The sequence below is a fragment of the Methylobacterium sp. JK268 genome (assembly GCF_054052225.1).
In genome coordinates this window covers 35,717-57,749 of the sequence record NZ_JBSVZN010000020.1, presented here as the reverse complement: position 1 = coordinate 57,749, position 22,033 = coordinate 35,717, and the positions used below count along the sequence as shown (strand labels likewise).

13 protein-coding genes are annotated in these 22,033 nt (G+C 73.7%); 8 read left to right on the top strand and 5 right to left on the bottom strand.

Features of this window, described 5'->3' with window-relative positions:
• The first annotated feature begins 149 nt into the window (after positions 1–149).
• Positions 150–1,409, top strand: coding sequence for a hypothetical protein (locus ACW9J6_RS21105; protein ID WP_457118478.1), 1,260 nt, complete (start codon positions 150–152; stop codon positions 1,407–1,409).
• Between the two features lie 357 nt (positions 1,410–1,766).
• On the opposite strand, the gene ACW9J6_RS21100 is transcribed toward ACW9J6_RS21105, so the two are convergent.
• From ACW9J6_RS21100 to purD, 3 genes are all read right to left on the bottom strand, one after another.
• A complete protein-coding gene (locus ACW9J6_RS21100) occupies positions 1,767–1,892 on the bottom strand; it encodes a hypothetical protein (RefSeq protein ID WP_457118477.1) in 126 nt (41 codons plus the stop codon).
• Between the two features lie 74 nt (positions 1,893–1,966).
• The gene (locus ACW9J6_RS21095) at positions 1,967–2,875 is read right to left on the bottom strand and encodes an alpha/beta fold hydrolase (protein WP_457118476.1); all 909 of its coding nucleotides are present in this window, start codon (positions 2,873–2,875) and stop codon (positions 1,967–1,969) included.
• A 42-nt stretch (positions 2,876–2,917) separates the two neighbouring features.
• Entirely contained in the window at positions 2,918–4,192 is a 1,275-nt protein-coding gene (gene purD / locus ACW9J6_RS21090) for a phosphoribosylamine--glycine ligase (RefSeq protein ID WP_457118475.1), read from the bottom strand.
• Positions 4,193–4,320: 128 nt separating this feature from the next.
• Here purD and hemF point away from each other — a divergent pair, with 128 nt between their 5' ends.
• Both hemF and ACW9J6_RS21080 read left to right on the top strand, forming a co-directional pair.
• Positions 4,321–5,220, top strand: coding sequence for an oxygen-dependent coproporphyrinogen oxidase (gene hemF, locus ACW9J6_RS21085; RefSeq protein ID WP_457118474.1), 900 nt, complete (start codon positions 4,321–4,323; stop codon positions 5,218–5,220).
• A 63-nt stretch (positions 5,221–5,283) separates the two neighbouring features.
• A complete protein-coding gene (locus ACW9J6_RS21080) occupies positions 5,284–6,459 on the top strand; it encodes a vWA domain-containing protein (RefSeq protein WP_457118473.1) in 1,176 nt (391 codons plus the stop codon).
• Positions 6,460–6,894: 435 nt separating this feature from the next.
• Here ACW9J6_RS21080 and ACW9J6_RS21075 read toward each other — a convergent pair whose 3' ends face one another.
• Both ACW9J6_RS21075 and ACW9J6_RS21070 read right to left on the bottom strand, forming a co-directional pair.
• Complete coding sequence (locus ACW9J6_RS21075) at positions 6,895–7,215, bottom strand: 2Fe-2S iron-sulfur cluster-binding protein (protein ID WP_457118472.1); 321 nt, start codon at positions 7,213–7,215, stop codon at positions 6,895–6,897.
• 278 nt (positions 7,216–7,493) lie between these two features.
• The gene (locus ACW9J6_RS21070) at positions 7,494–7,832 is read right to left on the bottom strand and encodes an Hpt domain-containing protein (RefSeq protein ID WP_457118471.1); all 339 of its coding nucleotides are present in this window, start codon (positions 7,830–7,832) and stop codon (positions 7,494–7,496) included.
• 332 nt (positions 7,833–8,164) lie between these two features.
• On the opposite strand from ACW9J6_RS21070, the gene ACW9J6_RS21065 reads away from it, so the two are divergent.
• The 5 genes from ACW9J6_RS21065 to ACW9J6_RS21045 all read left to right on the top strand — a co-directional run bounded on the left by ACW9J6_RS21065 (position 8,165) and on the right by ACW9J6_RS21045 (position 22,012).
• Complete coding sequence (locus ACW9J6_RS21065; protein WP_457118470.1) at positions 8,165–16,744, top strand: apolipoprotein A-IV repeat region-like domain-containing protein; 8,580 nt, start codon at positions 8,165–8,167, stop codon at positions 16,742–16,744.
• A 113-nt stretch (positions 16,745–16,857) separates the two neighbouring features.
• Positions 16,858–18,357, top strand: coding sequence for an exodeoxyribonuclease VII large subunit (xseA, locus tag ACW9J6_RS21060; protein ID WP_457118469.1), 1,500 nt, complete (start codon positions 16,858–16,860; stop codon positions 18,355–18,357).
• 346 nt (positions 18,358–18,703) lie between these two features.
• Positions 18,704–19,183 carry a (2Fe-2S)-binding protein gene (locus ACW9J6_RS21055; protein WP_457118468.1) on the top strand — a complete coding sequence of 160 codons (480 nt, stop codon included), beginning with the start codon at positions 18,704–18,706 and terminating at the stop codon, positions 19,181–19,183.
• A complete protein-coding gene (locus tag ACW9J6_RS21050; RefSeq protein ID WP_457118467.1) occupies positions 19,180–21,495 on the top strand; it encodes a molybdopterin cofactor-binding domain-containing protein in 2,316 nt (771 codons plus the stop codon). Before ACW9J6_RS21055 ends, ACW9J6_RS21050 begins: the two co-directional genes overlap by 4 nt.
• 118 nt (positions 21,496–21,613) lie before the next feature.
• Positions 21,614–22,012, top strand: coding sequence for a hypothetical protein (locus ACW9J6_RS21045; protein ID WP_457118466.1), 399 nt, complete (start codon positions 21,614–21,616; stop codon positions 22,010–22,012).
• The last annotated feature ends 21 nt before the right edge of the window (positions 22,013–22,033 follow it).

Sequence of the window (22,033 nt, the reverse complement as noted above, 5' to 3'; positions counted from 1 at the left end):
TCCAATTTTGCATGAGTCAAGTCAAATTCTGGCATTGCGATCTCTGGCTTATTGGTGCATAATGCGATAAAGTTGTGCAATATCCTGCGAATATCTTCGATTGTAATTCCTGCCACGTGAATCGTTCCACAAAAATGCCGGGAGGAAACATGCCCCAAGATGTCATAAAACCCGCAATACGAATGGCGTTGCGGCTGCATGAGATTGGCGATGCCAGCCCCTATCAACTCTGCTTTGCTGGCAAGGGCCGAAGCGGCGCGAGCTTCGGCTTCATGCAAGGCGATCTCGCTGCCGGCCAGCCTGAGGTACAACGTGCATTTCGAACCGTACTCGCTGCCAACGATATACCCGAGGCGGACATCGACAGCCTCGTCGCGCGGCTCTCGGTTCACCTTGTCCACAATCCGCTAAGCGTGGCCGAGACCAAGCGGGTGAATGAGGCTCTTTTGGCAGGCCGTGCCACAGTTGATATCATGGACGAGAGTATTCTCGGCAACGTCTACCGCCAAATAGATGAATGCATGGCTACGGCGTTGCGGGCGGGGCGCACGATCACGCCCAAGGCTTTGCTCTACATAGCGCTATGGATCAACATGAGCGGCTATCCAGACAGACTGTTGCTCTGGTTATCTGGCCATGATCCTCACCTCAGCGTTCCGGTGTCAGCAGCGCCAACGGTAGTAGATGGTTCAGCGATGGAGGGATATCTCCGAGCTACCAGTTACTACGTGTCCAATCCCGGCAATTTTCCACATCTCCTGTCCTGCGTCTCCGCGGGTGCAGCATTGCTGCCGGGTAGCGCGCCGGCCTCCGCCCTGAGCTTGACGGCCATTTCGGCCCTTGCTGCGGGACCGGCAGCTGACATCGTCGCGCCAGCCCTCCCGAGTGGTTGGGTGTTGCGCGTGCAACGGCTACGCCAGGAGCGTAGGGTGGGAGAGGGATTCGACCGGACCGTCGGGCATTACGCCGTATTCCACGATGGGAGCCCGGCCGGCATTGAAGGGATGACGGTCGAACGGCAGGGCCCAGGTAACAATGGAAGGGCGGGCACGCTGTCTCACACCTGCATCGAGGCCAAGCAGTATCCACTTGCGGTCCATGCCACGCCGAAGTACTCGACACGCAACTTTGAGAAGAATGGTAACCACCCACGTCCAGCAATTGAGGTCAGTAACACCGGCCACCGTGTTGGCATCCTGATCCATCCGGCAGATCGTTATGGTTCGACGATCGGCTGTATCAACCTTGCAGGCCAGCTCGATGATGAGGATTCCGACATCTCGCTGCCCGACAGCATCGCGCGGGTGGTTGCGATCATCGAAGACATCGGACGCTTTATCGGAGACGCTTGGCCAGCCGCTGGCGAGGCGCTACCGCGCGTGCACCTTGTGATTCAAGATGCCGGTTAGAGAATTTCCCGCTGAATTTATTCCCAATTCAGCGGATAAACTCAGGTAATATCAATATTATGGGATAAATTAGCGCATAAAATGAGAAATGAACTACTCTAGGTAATTATCATAAAATAGATCATTGGGCGCAACTTCGGGAGGGCGGACCGACGATCTTGATCGCAGCCGCCATCGGACGCTCAGCCTCAAGTTCAGCTGACTGCCCGGGTTGCAACCTCGCACAATCCGCCTGCAGCGGCTGCTTCGCAGCACGAGGATGCATATAAGTCGGTAGTGCTTGATAGCACCCGAGTCATCAGTGAACGAGATAGCCTAAATTATATTACTGCGCATGATCGATGTGTGCGAAAGGCGTCATAGCCCGAACGCCGCGCCGTCCCGCTCGCCGATCACCACGCTCTCCGCCAGGATCTCCCCGCCGTCGCGCGCGCGGAGGTTCCGGTGCTCGGCCCCGGCGCCCGACGCGGGCGTCCATCGCACGACGCGGTCCATCCCGCCCGTGCGGGCCTCCCCGGCCGGAGTGGGCCGGGGAGGCCGCAAAGGAAGACGCACCGCTACCGCCCGAGAAAATCCTCCAGCGCCCGCAGCGTCTCCTGCGGGTTCTCCTCCGCCACGAAGTGGCCCGACGCGATCACCACCCCCTCGGCCTGCGGCGCGAAGGTCTCGCGCCACGCCGCCAGCATCGGGTCGAGCCCGCCGCGGCCCACGAAGCCCGAGCCCGGCAGCAGCAGGGTCGGGCAGGCGAGTGTGCGGCCCGACGCGAGGTCCGCCTCGTCCGCCGCCCGGTCCGGCCCGGCGCCCGCCCGGTAATCCTCGCACATGGCGTGGATGCGGTCGGGCACGTTCCAGCTCTGCCGGTAGAGCGCGAGGGCCTCCCGCCCGAAGGCGTCGAGGCTGCCGTCGCCGGTCCAGGTCCGCAGCAGCCCCTCGTAGTAGGGGTCCGGGCCCTGCCGGGCGATCTCGGTCTCGGGGCCCGGGGCCGGCTCGGCGAGGAAGCGCCAGTGCGGGTAGGCGGACGGGTCGGCCTCCATGCGCCGCCACTGCATCACGGTCGGCAGGATGTCGAGGAGGGCGAGCCGCTCCACCCGGCCCGGCTCGTCGAGGGCGAGCCGGTAGCCGACCCGGCCGCCGCGGTCGTGGCCGGCCAGCGCGAAGCGGGCGTGGCCGAGATGCTCCATCACGGCCACCGACTCCCGGCCTAGGCGGCGCTTGGAATAGGCCTCGTGGGCCGCGTCACCCCGCGGCGCCGCCGACCAGCCGTAGCCCTTGAGGTCGAGGCACACGACCCGGTGCGTGCGGGCGAGCGCCGGCGCGACCCGGTGCCAGCAGGCATGGGTCTGCGGGAAACCGTGGAGCAGGAGCAGGGGCGGCCCCTCCGCCGGCCCGCCGACCCGGGCGAAGAAGCGCCCGTCGGGCAGGTCGATCCAGCGGGACTCGAAGCCGGGGAAGAGGTCGGCGGGCATGGCGGGCTCCGTCACTCGGGACCCGCGGAAATCTAGGGCGTGTCAGCCCGGAATCCCCACCGCCCGCCAGCCGATGTCGCGCCGGCAGAAGCCCTCCGGCCAGTCGATCCGCGCCACCGCCGCGTAGGCGCGCGCCTGCGCCTGCGCGATCTCCTCGCCCAGCGCCGTCACGGCGAGGACCCGGCCGCCATCGGCGAGGAGCCGCTCGCCCTCGCGCCGGGTGCCGGCCTGGAACACCAGGGCGCCCGTCGCCTCCGCGGCCGCGATCCCGCGGATCTCGGAGCCCCGCGCCACCGGCCCCGGATAGCCCGGGGCGGCCATCACCACGGTGAGCGCCGCCTGCGGCGACCAGGCCGGCGCCGCCCCCGCGAGGTCGCCCGACGCGGCGGCGAGGAGCAGCGGCACGAGGTCGTCCGCGAGGCGCGGCATCAGCACCTCGCATTCGGGGTCGCCGAAGCGGACGTTGTACTCGATGAGCATCGGCCCCTCCGCGGTCAGCATCAGCCCCGCGTAGAGGATGCCCCGGAAGGGCGTGCCCCGCGCCCGCATCCCGTCGAGGGTCGGCCGGATGATCCGGGCCATCACGGCGGCCTCGATCTCCGGCGTCAGGACGGGGGCGGGGGAATAGGCGCCCATGCCGCCGGTGTTGGGGCCGCGGTCGCCGTCATGGACCCGCTTGTGGTCCTGCGCGGTGCCGAAGGCGACCGCCCGCGTCCCGTCGCAGAGCGCGAAGAAGCTCGCCTCCTCGCCCGCCAGGAAGGCCTCGATCACCACCTCGGCGCCCGGCTCCGCGAGCAGGTGCGTCACCGCCGCCTCCGCCTCCGGCAGGGTCTCGGCCACCACCACGCCCTTGCCGGCCGCGAGCCCGTCCGCCTTGACGACGATCGGGGCGCCCCGGTCGCGCAGGTAGGCGAGGGCGGGCTCGACCGCCGTAAAGCGCGCGAAGGCGGCGGTGGGGATGCCGAATTCCGCGCAGAGGTCCTTGGTGAAGCCTTTCGAGCCCTCGAGCTGCGCGGCGGCGGCCCGCGGCCCGAAGGCCGGGATGCCGGCCGCGTCGAGGGCGTCGACGATCCCCGCCACCAGCGGCGCCTCCGGGCCCACCACCACGAAGTCGACGCCCTCCCGGCGGCAGAACGCGGCGACGGCCTCTCCGTCCATCACGTCGAGGTCCGGGTGGTTCTCCCCGTGGGCGGCCGTGCCGGGATTGCCGGGCGCCACCAGCAGGCGGCGGCAGGACGGGCTCTGCGCCAGTTTCCAGGCCAGCGCGTGCTCGCGGCCGCCGGAGCCGATCAGCAGGATCGTGAGGGGAGTGGGCATGGCCGGTCCGTGGCAGGGGCGGGTCTGCGGCCCGTGTAGGCGATCGGGCCGGAGGTTCCAACCGGCCCGCGGACGGGCCTCCGCCATCCCCCCTTGGCCGCGGCGCGGCGGTATGGGATGACCAGGGCATGAGCATCGACGCCTCCCTCGACATCGACGCCCTCAAGGCCGAGGCCACGGCGTGGTTCGCCACCCTGCGCGACCGCATCTGCGCCGCCTTCGAGGCCCTGGAGGACGAGGCGGCGGGCCCGTTCAACCCCGAGGCGCAGGCGCCGGGCCGCTTCGTGCGCACGCCCTGGACGCGCACCGACCACACCGGCGCGCCGGGGGGCGGGGGCACCATGGCGATGCTGCACGGGCGCGTCTTCGAGAAGGCGGGCGTGCACGTCTCGGCGGTGCACGGGGAATTCGCCCCGGAATTCCGCGTCCAGATCCCGGGCGCCGCGGAGGATCCGCGCTTCTTCGCCACCGGCATCTCGCTGATCGCGCATCCGTGGAACCCGAACGTGCCGACCGTGCACATGAACACCCGCCTCGTGGTGACCACGAAGGCGTGGTTCGGGGGCGGGGCCGACCTGACGCCGGTCCTCGACCGGCGGCGCAGGCAGGACGATCCCGACGCGGTGGCGTTCCACGCGGCGCTCAAGGCCGCCTGCGAGCGCCACGAGGGCGCCGACTACGCCCGCTACAAGACGTGGTGCGACGAATACTTCCACCTGAAGCACCGCGACGAGCCGCGGGGCATCGGCGGCATCTTCTACGATTATCACTGGACCGGCGATCCGCAGGCCGACCTCGCGCTCACCCGCGACGTCGGCGAGGCCTTCCTGCAGGTCTACCCGGCGATCGTGCGGCGGAACCTCGCCACGGCCTGGACCGAGGCCGACCGGCACGAGCAGCAGGTGCGGCGCGGGCGCTACGTGGAGTTCAACCTGCTCTACGACCGCGGCACCATCTTCGGGCTGCGGACCGGCGGCAACGTCGACTCGATCCTCTCCAGCATGCCGCCGACGGTGCGCTGGCCGTAGCGGCCTCCAAGCTCCCCGCCCCGCGGGACTTGACCGACCGACATCCTCGCGCGTTGATCGGGCATGCTCCTGACCTTCTTCACCGCCCTGCGCGCCGCCAAGGTCCCGGTCTCGCTGCGCGAGTACCTGACCCTCCTCGACGCTCTCGACCGCGACCTCGCGGAGCAGCGCGTCGAGGAGTTCTACTACCTTTCCCGCGCCGCCTTGGTGAAGGACGAGCGCAACCTCGACAAGTTCGACCGCGTCTTCGGCCAGGTCTTCAAGGGCATCGAGTCCCTGGGCGAGGCGGTCGAGCCGCAGGCGATCCCCGAGGAGTGGCTGAGGAAGCTCGCCGAGAAATACCTCACCGAGGAGGAGCGGCGGGAACTGCAGGCGCTGGGCTGGGACAAGCTGTTCGAGACGCTCAAGCAGCGCCTCGCCGAGCAGAAGGGCCGCCACCAGGGCGGCTCGAAGTGGATCGGCACCGCCGGCACCTCGCCCTTCGGCGCCTATGGCTACAACCCGGAGGGAATCCGGATCGGCCAGGACGGGAACCGCAACTTCCGGGCCGTGAAGGTCTGGGACCGGCGCGACTTCAAGGACCTGGACGATGCCGAGGAACTCGGCAGCCGCACCATGCGGCTCGCCCTGCGGCGCCTGCGCCGCTTCGCCCGCACCGGCGCGGCGGAGGAGCTCGATCTCGACGGCACCATTCGGGAGACCGCCAAGGCCGGCTACCTCGACCTGCGGCTGCGCCCGGAGCGCCGCAACGCCGTGAAGGTGCTGCTCTTCCTCGACATCGGCGGCTCGATGGACTGGCACGTCGGCCTCGCCGAGCAGCTGTTCTCGGCGGCGCGCTCGGAGTTCAAGCACTTCGCCCACTACTACTTCCACAACTGTCCCTACGAGACGGTCTGGACCGAGAACCGGCGCCGCCACACCGAGCGCACGCCGCTCCTCGACGTGATCCGCACCTACCCGTCCGACTACCGGGTGGTGTTCGTGGGCGACGCCTCGATGTCCCCCTACGAGATCGCCATGCCGGGCGGCTCGGTGGAGCACTGGAACGAGGAGGCCGGGCAGGTCTGGCTGACGCGGATCCTCGACCATTTCCCGAAGGCGGTCTGGCTCAACCCGGTGCCGGAGGCGCACTGGCCTTCCACGCAGTCGATCGCGATGATCCGCCAGCTCCTGGCGGGCCGCATGTTCCCGCTGACCCTGGAGGGGATCGACCGGGCGATGCGGGAATTGGTGCGGTAGGGCGTCGGGGCGGGGCGGGGGAACCCCTCTCGCGAGTGAGCGACCGTGCTCACACTTCGCCTATCGACATGAAAAAGCTCTTCTTTTGCAGCCGCTTGAACGGAACCAAGGAGACCCGCGGGATCCCCTCTCCCGTGCGGGAGAGGGGTAGGGGTGAGGGTCCCGGACCGTGCCGTCATCAAGCGGTGACTGTCGTGCTGGCGGCGGGACACTTCAGAATACTTGCTGAACCACCTGGACCCTCACCCCTGCCCCTCTCCCGCACGGGAGAGGGGATCCCGCGGGTCTCCCCGGCTTCGTTCAAGCGACTGCGAAAGAAGCGCTACAGGGAGAGGCGTGCCACCTAAGATCAGGGCCGACGATCAGAGCCGAGACCCGTCTCGCGGGTTCGTGGATGCGGGACCGCGCATGCACGCCAACGGGTCGTCCGCCGCCTCACCCCTGCCGGGGCGGCGTCGTCACCTTGAGCCCGTCGAGCTCCGGCTTGATCTTGATCTGGCAGGACAGGCGGGAATTCGGCCGCACGTCCGAGGCGAAGTCGAGCATGTCCTGCTCCATCGGCTCGGCCGGGCCCACCGCCGCCTCCCACTCCGGATCGACGTAGACGTGGCAGGTGGCGCAGGCGCAGGCGCCGCCGCACTCCGCGTCGATGCCCGGCACGTTGTTGCGGATCGCGGTCTCCATCACGGTCGAGCCGACCGCGCCCTCGACGGTGCGGGGCGTGCCGGCGGCATCGACGTAGGTGATCTGGACCATCGGGCGCTCCGTTCCGGCCGCCAGGCCGGCCTCCGGGCCCGCGGCAGCGCCTGATTGGCGGGACGGGACACGGATTGCAAGCGCGCCGTTGGCCGCGGCGGGTCGGGGCGCCGCTAGAGGCTGTTATGGACCCTGGACAGCCCGCAGGGTCGCGTGAGCGACGCCATCCGCGGCGTCGGTCAGGAGAGGCAAGGCAGCCAGCCTTGCCTCTCCTGACCTCCTGGCGGGCTGGTCGCCGCTGACGCGACACAATACCAGTCCACGGTCCATAACAGCCTCTAGGCCGGCGGCGGTGCCGCCGCCAGGGTCGCGGCGAGGGCCGCCGCCAGGGGAGGCAGGAGGTCGCGGGCCGCCCCCTCGTCGCCCCGGCGCAGGGCCTCCTCCAGCCGGGCCGCCAGCGCGCCGACCCGCCGCGCGCCCACGCCGGCGGCCGCGCCCTTCAGGGTGTGGGCGAGGTCGGCCCGCTCGGCCGCCGGGCGCGCCGGGTCCGCCAGGTCCGGGCCGAGCCGGCCGCATTGCTCCCGGAACAGTCCCATCACCTCGGCGGCAAGATCGGCGTCCCCGAAAGTCTGTTGCGCGAGGTGCCGGGGGTCGAGCAGGGGCTCCGGATCCTCCACGACGCGCCGTCCTCCCCGATGGTCCGCAACCTATCCACAGCGGGATCCAGCACCCGCGGGCGCCGCCCTGTCTATCCGGAATCGTTGCGCAGCCGGGGGATAGGCCGGGATAACGTCGGCCCCCGCGCGTATGGTAACCATTCCCTTAAGGTTTTCGCCGGGCTTCGAGCGGAGCGGGTATCCGGCTGGTACTCCTTGCGTCTAAGGTCCGATTGGTAAATGGCGACAGCCCCGTGCCGGCCCGCGGGGACCGGCACGGGGCGGGATCGGGGCGGGGGCGGCGGTGCCCGCCCGGATCCCTCGCCGGCGTTCACGGCGTAACGAGGCGTTCGATGGCAACCGAGAAGAAGCTCAAGGACCCGACGGAAGCGGCGCTGTCGGCGATTGAGCAGGCCTTGAACCTGGACCAGACGCCCGCCGGCTCCGACGCCAGCCGCGTCGAGCCGCGCCTGCCCGACGTCGAGGATTCCGATCCCCTCGCGGCGCCGCGCCGCCCGGAGGGGCGGTCGGGCGAGCCGGCCTTCGACGGCAGCGTCATGCCGGAACTGGAGCGCGAGGCCCGCCGCGAGGGCGGCCTGCTGCCTCCCGACCGCTCCCTCGTCGCCAACGACGACCGCCGCGGCATCGGCGCCATGCGCCAGAGCCTGCGGGTGCAGCCCTCGCGCACGCCCTACGTCCTCGCGCTCCTCGCCTCGACGCTCTGGCTCGCCGGCTTCGCGGCGCTGGCGTGGTCGCAGGCGAACGGCGACCTGCGCGGCTTCCTCGCCGGGCTCTCCGGCCTGCAGGGCGCGGTGGGCGCCGCGGCTGTGCTCGCCCCCGTGCTGCTGTTCTTCATCGCCGCCATGCTCGCCGTGCGCGCGCAGGAGATGCGCCTCGTCGCCCGCGCGGTCGGCGACGTGGCGATCCGCCTCGCGGAGCCCGAGGCCTTCTCCACCGACGCCGTGCTGACGATGTCCCAGGCGGTGCGCCGCGAGGTCGCCGCGGTGGGCGACGGCGTCGAGCGGGCGCTCGCCCGGGCGGGCGAACTCGAGACCCTGGTGCGCGGCGAGATCTCCACCCTGGAGCGCGCCTATTCGGACAACGAGATCCGCATCCGCGCCCTCGTGGACGAACTCGTCGCCCAGCGGGAATCCATCGTCGCCAACGCCGAGCGGGTGCGCGGGGCGATCCAGGGCTCCCACCAGACCCTGACCCAGGAACTCGACACCGCGGCCTCGCGGATCGTCACCGCGGTCGACGGGGTGGGCGAGCGCGTCACCGCGACGCTCGGCAGCCGCGGCGAGGAGATCACGACGGCGCTCGGGCGCCGGGGCGAAGAGATCACCGCCGCGCTCGCCGAGACCGGCGAGCGCGTCGCCCAGGCGGTGTCCGGCCAGGGCGACGGCCTCGTGCAGCGCCTCGCGGCGACCGGCGACAGCCTGAAGGCGAGCCTCGGCGAGGCCGGCGACTCCCTGGCGGCCACGCTCCAGGCGCGGACGGACGCGGTGACGGAGGCGCTCGGGCAGGCCGGCGGGCGGGTCACCGCGGCTTTGGCCGAGAGCGCCACCGACGTGGCCCGCGCGCTCGGGGAGACGGGCTCGGGCGTGATCGCCGCCCTCGCCCGCGAGGGCGAGCAGGTGCGCGAGACCTTCGGGCGCTCCACCGCCGCCCTGGAGGAGCGCCTGCTGTCGCGCGGCCAGGACCTCACCGACCGCTTCGCCGAGACCGGCGACGCCATCACCCAGCGCTTCGCGGCCTCCGGGAACGCGGTCGCGGCCCATATCGCGGACCGCTCGATCACCCTGCGCGCCGAGATCGAGGAGGCGGGCGCCCGCGTGGCCGAGGCCCTGGAGGCCCGCGGCCGCGAGACCGGCGGCGCCCTGGAGGCGGCCGGCGACGGCGTGCTGGAGGCCTTCGCGGCCCGCGCCGCGCGGCTGCGCGAGGAGGTCGCGTCCCTCGTCGAGGAGGCGGCGCAGGCGATCGGCGTGCGGGCCGCGGACCTCGCGGGCCGCTTCGACGAGACCATCGCGCGGGTCGAGGAGGCCCTGGTGGTGCGCGGCGGCGCCCTGGAGCGCGGCCTCGCCGAGACCGGCGAGCGCATCGCCGATCTGATGGAGGAGCGGACCGCGAGCGCCACGGAGGCCTTCGCGAGCGCCTCCGAGACGCTGCAGAATTCCCTCGACGGGCGCACCGGCGCGGCCATCGCGGCCCTGCGCCAGGCCGCCGCCGAGGTCGGGCGCGAGATCGACGCCCGCACCGTCGAGGCCCAGGAGGGCTTCCGCCAGGCCGTGTCGGGCGTGTCGGGCGAACTCGACGCCCGCGCGGCCGAGGCAGCCGAGACCATGCGCCGGGCCGCCGAGGCCGCGACGGGGGCGCTGGGCACCCGCACGGTCGAGGCCGCGCAGGTCTTCCGCCGCACCGCGGAACTCACCGGCGCCGAACTCGGCGCCCGGGCGAGCGAGGTCGTGGACGTGCTGCGCCGCTCGACCGAGACCGTCGCCGAGGCGGTGGGCGCGCGCACGCAGGAGAGCGTCGGCCTCGTGCTGCGCAACGCCGAGGATCTCGCCGCGACCTTCGAGAAGGCGAGCGGGGAGGCTGCCTCGCGGATGCTCGACGCCGCCCAGGAGGGCACCCGCCTGCTCCATGCCCGCGTCGACGAGACCGACGCGCAGCTGCGCGACGCCCTCGGCCGCATCGAGGCGGCCGCCGCCGCGGTGGTGCGCGCCACCGACGCCGCCACCGGGGCGCTCGATTCCCGCACGGAGGGCGTCGCGGCCGCCTTCCTGAGGGCCGCCGAGGAGGCCTGCGCGCGGATCGACGACCGCACCGCCACCTCGGACGAGGCCCTGCGCCGCTCGGTGGAGACCCTGGCCGCGCGCGCCGAGGAGGCCGCGCGGGCCATCGCCGAGACCGCCGAGACCGCCACGGGCGCGGTCGACGGCCGCATCGAGGCGGCCGCCGCGCGCTTTGCCGAGGCCACCGAGGCCGCCCGCGGGCGCCTCGACACCCACACGCAGGAGACGGACGCCGCCCTGCGCGAGGCGGTCGAGTTCGTCGTGCTGCGCGCCCGCGACGCCGCCGTGGCGATCGCCCGCTCGGCCGAGATGGCGACCGGCACGGTCGACGCGCGCATCGGCAGCGTCGCCTCCGCCTTCGTGCAGGCGGTCGAGACCGCCACCGGCAGCCTCGACGGCAAGATGGCGGCGGCGACGACCGCCCTGATCGGCACCGCCGACGCGGTCGGTGCCCGGCTCCAGTCCCGCACCCGCGAGGCCGACGAGGCGCTGCGGCGCTCGGTCGAGACCCTGTCCGAGCGCGCCGACGAGGCGGCCGCCCTGGTCGCCCGCACGGCCGAGACCGCGACCGGCTCCGTCGACCAGCACCTCACCCGCCTGGCCGAGGCCTTCGTGCGGGCGGCCGAGGAGGCCGAGAGCCGCGTGACCGCCCGCTCGGGCGAGGCGGACGCGGCCCTGCGCGGCGCCCTCGACGCCGTGGCGTCCCGCGCCGAGGCGGTGGCCGCTTCCATCGCCGCCGCGGCCGAGACCGCGACCATCGGGCTCGACGGCCGCATCGAGACGGCCGCCGCCTCCCTGGTCGGCGCCGCCGACGCGGTCGGGGCGCGGCTCGGCGAGCGCGCCGAGGAGGCCGACGCGGCGTTGCGGCGCTCCGTCGAGGCCCTGGCGGCCCGCGCCCACGAGGCCGCCGCCGAGATCGCCCGCTCGGCCGAGACGGCGACCGGCGCGGTCGACGCGCGGCTCGCGGGCGTCGCCGAGGCCTTCCTGCGGGCCGCCGACGAGGCGCAGAACCGCGTGACCGCCCGCACCGGCGAGGCCGACGAGGCGCTGCGGCACTCGGTCGAGACCCTGGCGAGCCGGGTCGAGAGCGCGGCCGCCGCCATCGGCACCGCGGCCGAGGGCATCAGCCGCGAACTCACCGCGCAGATCGGCACCGTCGAGACCGCCTTCGGCGGCAGCGGGCGCGAGATCGTCGCCCTGATCGGGCAGCACGCGGACGAGGCGCAGACCCGCCTGGCGGGCGCCGGCCGCGACATCGTGCTCGCGGTGACGAGCCAGGGCGCGCGCGTCAACGACGCGCTGATCCGCACCGGCGAGACGCTGGCCGGCACCGCCGAGACCAGCGGCAAGACCATCGACGCGGTGCTGACGAGCCGCCTCGCGGCCCTGCAGGACCTGATCGCCCGCGGCGACATCCTGGCCGAGCGCATCTCCCGCGACACGGGCGACCTGTCCCAGACGGTGGCGAGCCGCCTGGAGGAGATCGACCGGGTCATCACCGTGCAGGGCCGGGCGGTGGCCGACAGCATCGCGGAGCGCACCCGCGAGGCCAGCGCCATCGTGGAGACCACCCTCGGCGCCCTGGAGGAGCGCTCGGCCAAGCGCACCGCCGAGATCGGCGCGACCTTCGAGGGCCTGCTCGGCGAGGTCGACCGGCACCTCGGGACCCGCGCCAACGCCCTCAACGAGGCCCTGATCGTGCGGGCGGGCGAGATCGCCCGGGCGATGGCGGAGGGCGGGCGCGAGATCGCCCAGGCCCTGGAGACCCGCGCCGACGCGGCCGCGCAGGCGATCGGCGCCCGCACCCAGGCGATGAGCGACGCGCTGGCCCTGCGGGCCGGCGAGATCGGCACCGAGCTCGGCCGGCGCACCGAGGAACTCGCCGCCCGCATGGACGAGGGCGCGATCCGCTTCGACGAGCGGGTGCTGCAGCGCCTGGACGGCGTCGCCGCCGCCCTCGACGAGCGCAGCCGGCTCATCGAGGACACGTTCGGCGGCCAGGCGCAGGAGATCCTGCGCCAGGTGGAACTGCGCACCCGCGCCCTCGACGCGGAACTCGGCCAGCGCGGCCGCGACCTCGTCGCCCTGGTCGAGTCCCAGGGCGGCGACGCGACCCGCAGCCTCGCGGGCCACGCGGAGACGCTCCGCGCCGCCTTCGAGGGCGGCACCCGGGACCTGTCGCGTCTCGTGGAGGAGAGCACGGCCGCCCTCAGCGAGGGCCTGGAGGCCCGCCGCCGGCTCGTCGAGGAGACCTTCGGCCGCGAGGCCGAGGCGCTGCTCGCGCGGCTGGAATCGCGCCTCTCCGCCATCGACGCGGAGCTCGGGGCGCGCACCCGCGACCTCGTCGGCTTCGTGGAGAGCCACGGCGACGCGGCCGGCCGCGACCTCGCGGGTCATGCCGAGGCGATCCGCGCGGCCTTCGAGGGCCGGGCCGAGAGCCTGTCGCGCCTCGTGGAGGAGCGCACCGCCGCCCTCGCCGCCGAGATCGACGAGCGCGGGAAGGCGATGTTCGGGGCGCTGGGCCAGCGGGTGACCGACCTCGCCCGGCTGTTCGACCGCGGCGGCGCCTCCCTCGCCGAATTGCTGGAGCGCCGCGGCGAGACCGTGCTGGTGCGGCTGCGGGAGGCCGTGGCCGAGGCCGAGCGCGCCCTCGATGCGGGCAGCACCCGCCTGCAGGACGGGGTCGCGTCGCGCACCACCGCCCTCACCACCCTGCTCGATGAGCGGGGCGGGGCGGTCGACGCCGCCTTCGAGGCGCGCCTCGCCCGCCTCGGCAGCCTCGTCGAGGAGCAGGCCGCCACGATCCACGCCCTGCTCGACGGCCAGGCCGAGATCCTGCGCGCCGCCCTGGACGAGCGCATCCGCGCCCTGCACGACACCCTCGACCAGCGCGCCGCGGCGATGCGCGGGCTCCTCGACGGCGAGGCCGGCACCTTCAGCCAGGCGATCGATGCCGGCGGCCGCGGGCTCGCGCAGCTCATCGAGGCGCAGGTCGGCGGCCTGACCGGGGCGCTCGACGCCCGCACCCGCGACCTCGCCACCCTGTTCGACCGGCGGATCGCCGCCCTCGACCTGCTGGTGGAGCGCCGCGGCGCGGCCTTCGCCGAGACGGTGGAGAGCCGCGGCAGCGCCCTGGCGCAGCTCGTCGACGACCGCGCCGCCGCCTTCGCCCGCACGGTGGAGGAGCGGGCCGGGGCCTTCGCGGCGCTGATGGAGGGGCACCGCGACGCCTTCGCGCGGCTCCTCGACGGCGGCGCGGGCCTGCGGGAGGTGCTGGAGGAGAACGAGCGGGCGATCGCGGCCCTGCTCGATGCCCGCCAGACCGCGCTCGCGCGCGAGCTGCAGACCCGGACCAACGCCTTCGCGGCGACCCTCGACGAGAAGACCCGGGCCCTGTCCGGCACCCTCGCGCAGGGCGGCCAGGTGCTCGCCGACGCGATGGGGGCGGGCGACGCCGCCGCCGCGGCCCTGCAGGGCCGCGTCGCCTCCCTGTCGGAGGCGGTGGAGCGCGCCACGGACGGCCTCGTTTCCCTGTTCGAGGGCCGCGCCTCGGACCTCCTCGCGCGGATCGAGAGCCGCGGCGGGGACCTCGCGGCGCGCCTCCAGGACCAGATCACCGCCCTCGACGGGACGGTGGCGGCGGGGGCGGACGCCTTCGCGGGCACGGTGGATGCGCGGGCCGAGACCCTCGCGTCCCTCCTGCGCGAGCGCACCGAGGCCCTGGCGGGCGCGGTGGACGAGCGCAGCGCCGCCTTCACGGCGCGGATCGACGGGCGCATGCGGGCCTTCGCGGCCCTGGTGGCGGCCCGCGGCGAGGCCCTGGCGGACGCCTTCGACGATCGCAGCGACGCCTACGCGGCCCTGGTCGACGCCCGCACGGCGGCCCTCACCCAGGCCCTCGACGAGCGCTCCGCCGCCCTGCAAGCGGCCCTGGACGCCCAGGGGGCGAGCCTGTCCGGCGGATTCGACCGCCGGGCGGCGGCGCTGGCCGCCCTCATCGACCAGCGCAGCGCGACGCTGACCCGCGGCCTCGCCGAGACCGCCCGGGCCATCGTCCAGGCCCTCGAAGGGCCGGGCGCCGAACTCGCCCGCAGCCTGGACGAGCGGGTGGGGGCGCTGGCCGAGATCGTCGACGGGCGCGGCCTCGCGCTCGGCCGCACCCTCGACGCGAGCACCCGCAGCCTGCAGGAAGCGATCGACGCCCGCGGCCAGGCCCTGGTGGCGCGGCTCGAACAGAGCGGCGGCACGGTGGTGGGCGGTCTCGACCGCCAGGTCGCGGCTCTGCGCGACCTCGTGGAGGGGCCCGGCACCGCCCTCGTGGCGACGCTCGACGCGCGCTCGCAGGCCCTGGAGCAGGCGCTCCACGAGGGCGTGGGCGGCGTGATCGAGGCCCTGGAGCGGCGCAGCCGCGACCTCGCGGAGGTCACCGCCCGGGCGGCGTCCGACCTCCATGCGGCGGCGGACCGGGGCGCGACGCGGGCCGTCGAGGCCCTGCGCCAGACCGGCGACCGGCTCGGCGGCGACCTCGGCGCCCTGGTGGACCGGATTGAGGCGGCCTGCACCGGCCTCCAGGATCTGATCGGCAGCGCGGGCGAGAACCTGGCGGCGGTCGAGGACGGGCTCGCGGGCCGCATCGCGCAGATCCAGGGGGCGCTCGGCGCCCTCGCGGACGAGACCGGGCGGGCCTCCGAGCAGGTCTCGGGCCAGGTCACCGCCCTGCAGGACGCGGCGACCGGGGCGCTGCGGCAGGCGTCGAGCCTCGCCGCCTCCCTGGACGCCCGCGGCAAGGCCCTGACCGAGGTCACCCGCCAGCAGCTCGCCGGCCTGACGGCGGCGGCCGGCGATCTCGAAGGGGTGGAGGGCCGCCTCGCCGCCGCCCTCTCCGACCGCCGGGAGGAGATCGACGCGCTCCTCGCCCGCATCGACGAGCGCGCCGGCGCCCTGACGGCCTCCACCGAGGGGCTCGGCGGGCGCGTCGAGGAGACCCTGCGCGGCGTCGAGGCGCGCCTGAAGGCCCTCGGCGACGGCGTGGCGCGCACCGCGCGGTCGGCGGCCGATCAGCTCACCGCCTCCTTCGAGACCCTGCGCGGCAGCGCCGAGGCGGAAGGGGCACGGGCGGCGGACGCGGTCCGGCTCTCGGTCCAGGGGGCCTCGGGCGAGCTCCAGGGCGCCTTCGGCGATGCCGCGACGCGCTTCCAGGGTACCGTCGAATCCCTGCGCGGCATGGCAGGGGAGATCCGTCAGACCCTGGACGAGATCCGGTCCGACCTGCAGCGCGGCGTGAACGCGATCCCGCAGGAGACGCAGGACGCGACGAGCGAGATGCGCCGCGTGGTGGCCGACCAGATCAGGGCGCTCAACGAGCTCTCGTCCCTGGTCGCCCGCTCGGGCCGCAGCGTCGACGTCGCCGCCCCCAAGGCGGCGCCCAAGGTCGCCGAGGCCAGGGTGGCCGAGACGAGGGCGGCCGAGGCTCGCGCCGTCGAGGCGCCGCGCCAGCAGGTCGCGGAGGGCGGCCGGTCCGCCGCCGCGCCGGCGGCGCGTCCGACGCCCGCGGCACCGGCCGCCTCCGCCCCGGCCCCGCGTCCGGCCGGCCCGGCCGCGGCGCCGCGGCCGGCGGCCGCTCCCTCCACCCAGGCGGCCCGCCCGGCCGCGACCCCGGCTCCCGCCCGCCCCGCGCCCGCGGGTCGCGGCGGGGCCGGCGCCGGCTGGCTCTCCGACCTCCTCAGCCGCGCCTCGCAGGACGAGGCGCCGGCCGAGGCCGGCGGGGCGGCGCCCGCCGGGACGGAGGAGGATCTCGGCTCGATCGACTCGATCACCGGCAACATCGCCCGGATGATCGATCATCAGGCCGCGGTCTCCCTGTGGGAGCGCTACCGGCGGGGCGAGCCGAACCTGTTCACCCGCGACCTCTACACGGCGCAGGGCCGGCAGGCCTTCGACGAGATCAGCCGCCGCTACCAGGCCGAGCCGGAGTTCCGGCGGACCGTCGACCGCTACGTGCGCGAGTTCGAGCGGCTGCTCGGGGAGGTCTCCCGGTCCGACAAGGACCCGCGCCGGTCGAACGCCTACCTGACCTCCGAGACCGGCAAGGTCTACACGATGCTCGCCCATGCGAGCGGGCGGTTCGACGGGGCGTGAGCGATCCGCTCCGCGGATCGCCCTGATGCCGCATCGCCACGCCCGGGCGCCGTCAACAGGCGGCGCCCGGGACCGCCTTCCGCGGAACCCGCCCGGCGGCTAGCCTCGCGGCCATGTCCGCTTCGCCCCTCTCCGCGCCCGCCAACCTGCCCGAATGGTCCGTCACGGACCTCGCGGCGGCGCTCAAGCGCACCCTCGAGGACGCGTTCGGCCACGTGCGGCTGCGGGGCGAGATCTCCGGCTATCGCGGCCCGCACGGCTCGGGCCACGCCTATTTCAGCCTGAAGGACGGCGGCGCGAAGATCGACGCGGTGGTCTGGAAGGGCACGCTTCTCCGCCTGCGCCACAAGCCCAAGGAGGGGCTGGAGGTGGTCGCCACCGGGCGGATCACCACCTTCCCGGGCAAGTCCGCCTACCAGATCGTCATCGAGTCCCTGGAGCCGGCCGGTGCCGGCGCCTGGATGGCGCTCCTGGAGGAGCGCCGCCGGCTGCTCGCCGCCGAGGGCCTGTTCGACGCCGCCCGCAAGCGCGCGCTGCCGTATCTGCCGCGGGTCGTCGGCGTCGTGACCTCGCCCACCGGCGCGGTCATCCGCGACATCCTGCACCGGCTGGAGGACCGCTTCCCCCGTCCCGTCCTGGTCTGGCCCGTGCGCGTGCAGGGGGAGGGCTCGGCCGAGGAGGTGGCGGCGGCGATCCGGGGCTTCAACGCGCTCCCCCCGGACGGGCCGATCCCGCGGCCCGACGTGCTGATCGTCGCCCGCGGCGGCGGTTCGATCGAGGATCTCTGGAGCTTCAACGAGGAGATCGTGGTGCGGGCCGCCGCCGCGAGCGCGATCCCGCTCATCGCCGCCGTCGGGCACGAGACCGACGTCACGCTGATCGACCACGCCGCCGACCGCCGGGCGCCGACCCCCACGGGCGCCGCCGAGATGGCGGTGCCGGTGCGCCTCGACCTCCTGGCCGATCTCGACGGGCTGGCGCGCCGCCACGCCGCGGCCCTGGGACGCCTGCTCGACCGGCGGCGCTCGGACCTGCGCGGCCTCGCTCGGGTGCTGCCGAGCCCGGAGGCTTTGCTCGCGGTCAAGCGCCAGCGCCTCGACCTCGCCGAGGCGCGGCTGCGCCCGGCGCTCGGCGAGGCGGCGCGGGCGGCCCGGGGACGGCTCGCCCGCGTGCTGCAGGCGCTCGCCCGCCACCCGCCGGAACTCGCCCTCGGCCGCGCCCGCGCCCGGCTCGCGGGGATCGACCACCGGCCCCGCCACGCCCTGGAGCGCCTGGTCGCGGTGCGGGCCGAGCGGCTGAGCGGGGTGGCGCGGCGCCTCGCCCAGGCCGAGATCCGCGATCTGGAGCGCCGCCGCGCCCGCTTCGCGGCGGCCGCCTCCCTGTTCGACAGCCTCAACTACCGCTCCGTGCTCCAGCGCGGCTACGCCCTCGTCCTCGACGGAGAGGGGCACCCGGTCGCCGGGGCCGAGGCGGCCCGCGCGGCGGGGCGCATCACCGTGGAGTTCCAGGACGGGACGGTCGGGGCGGTCGTCGAGGGCGCGCCGCCGCGGCGGGCCGCGGGGAAGCGCGGCCAAGTGGCGCCGGCCCGGCAGGGGTCGCTGTTCGATCCCTAGAAGCGGTGGATGCAACCCGCGGTAGTTGGCTTCACCTCACTGGCGCAACAGGCGAAATTCCCGCGGAACGGGGCGCTGTACCGGTCCTGCGGTCGAGCTCAATGCTCCGCGGCGACCGATCTGCCCCGAAACCCCTTTCCGTTTCCGCCGAGAGCACCAAGTCCCAGCATCGGAGGCGGTTCCCGCACGCCGCGCAGACCGGGGACGCGCCCGGTGCAGTTGTGACGCGCCGCGGCCCCGGCCTAGGACCGGCCAGTCTGGAACCGTTGTGATCGAGGAAGCCGCGCGCCGCGACCGGAAGCATGTCCGCGAGGCGCGCCGCGCACCCGACAGCCGGAGGGCGACGATGATCAAACTCACCGTGAACGGGGCGGAGCGCAGCTATGACGGGGATCCCGACATGCCGCTCCTCTGGTACCTGAGGGACGAGCTGGGCCTCACCGGCACCAAGTTCGGCTGCGGCATCGCGGCCTGCGGGGCCTGCACCATCCATCTCGGCGGCGCGGCCGTGCGCTCCTGCCAGACCCCGGTCTCGGCGGCGGAGGGCCAGCCGGTCGTGACCATCGAGGGGCTGGCGCCGGACGGCAACCACCCGCTCCAGGTGGCGTGGCGCGACCTCAACGTGGCGCAGTGCGGCTACTGCCAGACCGGGCAGATCATGCAGGCGGCCTCGCTGCTCAAGGACACGCCCAAGCCCACCGACCAGGACATCGACACCGCCATGAGCGGCAATCTCTGCCGCTGCGGCACCTATCCGCGCATCCGCGCCGCCATCAAGCAGGCGGCCGGCGTGACCCCGAAAGCCAGCCAGGGAGAGCGCCTGTGATCCACGACCGCGACCTCGCGTCCGGGCCGGTCCCGGGCCTCAGCAATGTCAGCCGCCGCGGCCTCCTCGGCGGGGCCGGCGCCCTCGTCCTCGCGCTATCCCTGCGCGGCCCCGCCCGGGCCGCCGAGGCGGAGGAGCCGAAGACATTCGGCGGGGACGCCATGCCGCATGGGCGGCGCGACGACCCGCACCTCTTCGTCGCCGTCGCGCCCGACGGCATCGTGACGGTGACCTGCATCCGCTCCGAGATGGGGCAGGGGGTGCGCACCTCGATCGCGCTCACCATCGCGGACGAGCTCGACGCCGACTGGTCCAAGGTGCGGGTCGCTCAGGCCCCCGGCGACGAGGCGAAGTTCGGCAACCAGGACACGGACGGCTCCCGGTCGCTGCGCCACTACTTCATGCCGATGCGCCGCGCCGGCGCGGCGGCCCGCCAGATGCTGATCGAGGCCGCGGCGAAGTCTTGGGGCGTGCCGGCCGGCGAGGTCACGGCCGAGAACCACGTCCTGCGCCACGCCAAGAGCGGCAAGCAGGCGGGTTACGGCGAGTTCGCCGCGGCGGCCTCCGCGCTGCCGGTGCCGACGGGCGAGGCGCTCCGCCTCAAGGACCCGTCCGCCTTCCGCTACATCGGCAAGGGCCAGGTCGGGCTCATCGACAACCGCGACATCACCACCGGCAAGGCGTGGTACGGGCTCGACACCCGCCTCGACGGCCAGCTCTACGCGGTGGTCGCCCACCCGCCGGTCTTCGGCGGCAAGGTCAAGTCCTTCGACGCCGCCGACACCCTGAAGGTGCCGGGCGTGGTCAAGGTGGTCCCGATCGACCCGCCCGCCCCGCCGGTCGAGTTTCAGCCCCTCGGCGGCGTCGCGGTGATCGCCAAGAACACCTGGGCGGCGATCAAGGGCCGCGAGGCCCTCAAGATCACCTGGGACGACGGTCCGAACGCCTCCTACGACTCGGACACCTACCGGGCGCAGCTGGAGGAATCCGCCCGCAAACCCGGTAAGGTCGTGCGCCAGGAGGGCGACGTCGACGCCGCCATGAAGGCGGCCAAGAAGCGGGTCACGGCGGAGTACTACATCCCCCACCTCGTCCAGGCGCCGATGGAGCCGCCGGCCGCGACCGTCCGCATCAAGGACGGCAAGGTCGAGGCCTGGGCCTGCACCCAGGCGCCGCAGGCGACCCGCGACCGCATCGCCAAGCGCCTCGGGATCGGCCCCGAAAACGTGACCGTGAACGTCACGCTCCTCGGCGGCGGCTTCGGGCGCAAGTCGAAGCCCGACTACGTGGTCGAGGCGGCGCTCTGCTCCGAGGCCATGGACGGCGCGCCCGTCAAGCTGACCTGGACCCGCGAGGACGACCTCCACCACGGCTACTACCACACGGTGTCGGTGGAGCACCTGGAGGCCGGCCTCGACGACAAGGGGATGCCGGTGGCGTGGCTGCACCGCAGCGTCGCGCCGACCATCGGGTCGATCTTCGTCGACGGCGCCGCCAACGAGATCCCGATCGAGCTCGGCATGGGGCTGGTGAACACCCCCTTCGCCATCCCCAACATGCGGATGGAGAACCCGAGCGCCCCGGCCCATGTCCGCATCGGCTGGTTCCGCTCGGTCTCGAACATCCCGCACGCCTTCGCGATCCAGTCCTTCGTGGCCGAACTCGCCCATGCGGCGGGGCGCGACCCGAAGGAGTACCTGCTCGACCTGATCGGGCCGGCCCGGATCATCGATCCGGTCAAGATCGGCGATGCCTGGAACTACGGCGAGGACCCCTCGCTCTACCCGATCGACACCGGGCGGCTGCGCGGGGTGATCGAGACGGTGGCGAACGGGATCGGCTGGGGCCGCAAGCTCGACAAGGGGCGGGGCCTCGGCATCGCCGGCCATTACAGCTTCGTCACCTACACGGCGGCGGCGGCCGAGGTGGAGGTCGGGCCCAAGGGCGAGATCACCGTGCACCGGGTCGATATCGGCGTCGATTGCGGGCCGCAGGTGAACCCGGAGCGCATCCGCTCGCAGCTCGAGGGCGCGGTGGTGATGGGCATGGGCCTCGCGCTCACCGCCGAGATCAGCTTCAAGAACGGCCGGGCGGTGCAGGACAATTACGACACCTACGAGCTCACCCGCATCGACGCGGCGCCGAAGGTGATCAACGTCCACCTGCTGCCCGGCCGCGATTACGGCAAGCCGCTCGGCGGCGTCGGCGAGCCGGGCGTGCCGCCGGTGGCGCCCGCCATCGTCAACGCGATCTTCGCCGCGACGGGCCGCCGGGTGCGCCAGCTGCCCGTGCGCGACAAGCTCAGCGCCTGACGGCGCCGGACCCGCATGCACCAGGGGCCGCCCGCGCGAGCGGGCGGCCCCGTTCTCGTCCGGAACGGACCCGCGGCCGCGGCGGTTGAGCGGGCGACCCCCTGACGGAGCCGTCCCGATGAAGCTCAACCTCCCCCTCGCCGCCCTCCTCGGGACGCTCGCGGCCGCGCCCGCCATGGCCGCCTGCGAGCAGGACATCGCCGCCTTCGAGCCGTCGCTCTCCGACCAGACGCGGGACGTGATCTCGACCTCGACGGCGAGCAAGGAGGTGTCGAGCCGCCGCGAGGCGCAGGGCGAGGCCGCCAAGGCCGAGGGCGTGCCGCCCTCCGCGCTGCCGAAGGGGCCGGAGCCGGGCTCGGGCGAGTCGCAGGCCGCCGCCCAGGCCGGCGCCGGCACCGGCGTCATGGAGGCCCGCGCCAGCCTCAACCGCGCCCGCGAGGCCGCCCGGAAGGGCGACGAATCCGGCTGCCGCAAGGCCCTCGACGAGGCGAAGGCGCAGGCGAAGACGGGCCGCTAGGCCGGTTTGCTTCGGGTGCAG

Excerpts from the sequence above, each read along its gene's own strand:
- ACW9J6_RS21105 (WP_457118478.1), top strand. The coding sequence starts at position 150 with ATGCCCCAAGATGTCATAAAACCCGCAATACGAATGGCGTTGCGGCTG.
- ACW9J6_RS21095 (WP_457118476.1), bottom strand. The coding sequence starts at position 2,875 with ATGCCCGCCGACCTCTTCCCCGGCTTCGAGTCCCGCTGGATCGACCTG.
- purD (WP_457118475.1), bottom strand. The coding sequence starts at position 4,192 with ATGCCCACTCCCCTCACGATCCTGCTGATCGGCTCCGGCGGCCGCGAG.
- hemF (WP_457118474.1), top strand. The coding sequence starts at position 4,321 with ATGAGCATCGACGCCTCCCTCGACATCGACGCCCTCAAGGCCGAGGCC.
- ACW9J6_RS21080 (WP_457118473.1), top strand. The coding sequence starts at position 5,284 with ATGCTCCTGACCTTCTTCACCGCCCTGCGCGCCGCCAAGGTCCCGGTC.
- ACW9J6_RS21075 (WP_457118472.1), bottom strand. The coding sequence starts at position 7,215 with ATGGTCCAGATCACCTACGTCGATGCCGCCGGCACGCCCCGCACCGTC.
- ACW9J6_RS21065 (WP_457118470.1), top strand. The coding sequence starts at position 8,165 with ATGGCAACCGAGAAGAAGCTCAAGGACCCGACGGAAGCGGCGCTGTCG.
- xseA (WP_457118469.1), top strand. The coding sequence starts at position 16,858 with ATGTCCGCTTCGCCCCTCTCCGCGCCCGCCAACCTGCCCGAATGGTCC.
- ACW9J6_RS21055 (WP_457118468.1), top strand. The coding sequence starts at position 18,704 with ATGATCAAACTCACCGTGAACGGGGCGGAGCGCAGCTATGACGGGGAT.
- ACW9J6_RS21045 (WP_457118466.1), top strand. The coding sequence starts at position 21,614 with ATGAAGCTCAACCTCCCCCTCGCCGCCCTCCTCGGGACGCTCGCGGCC.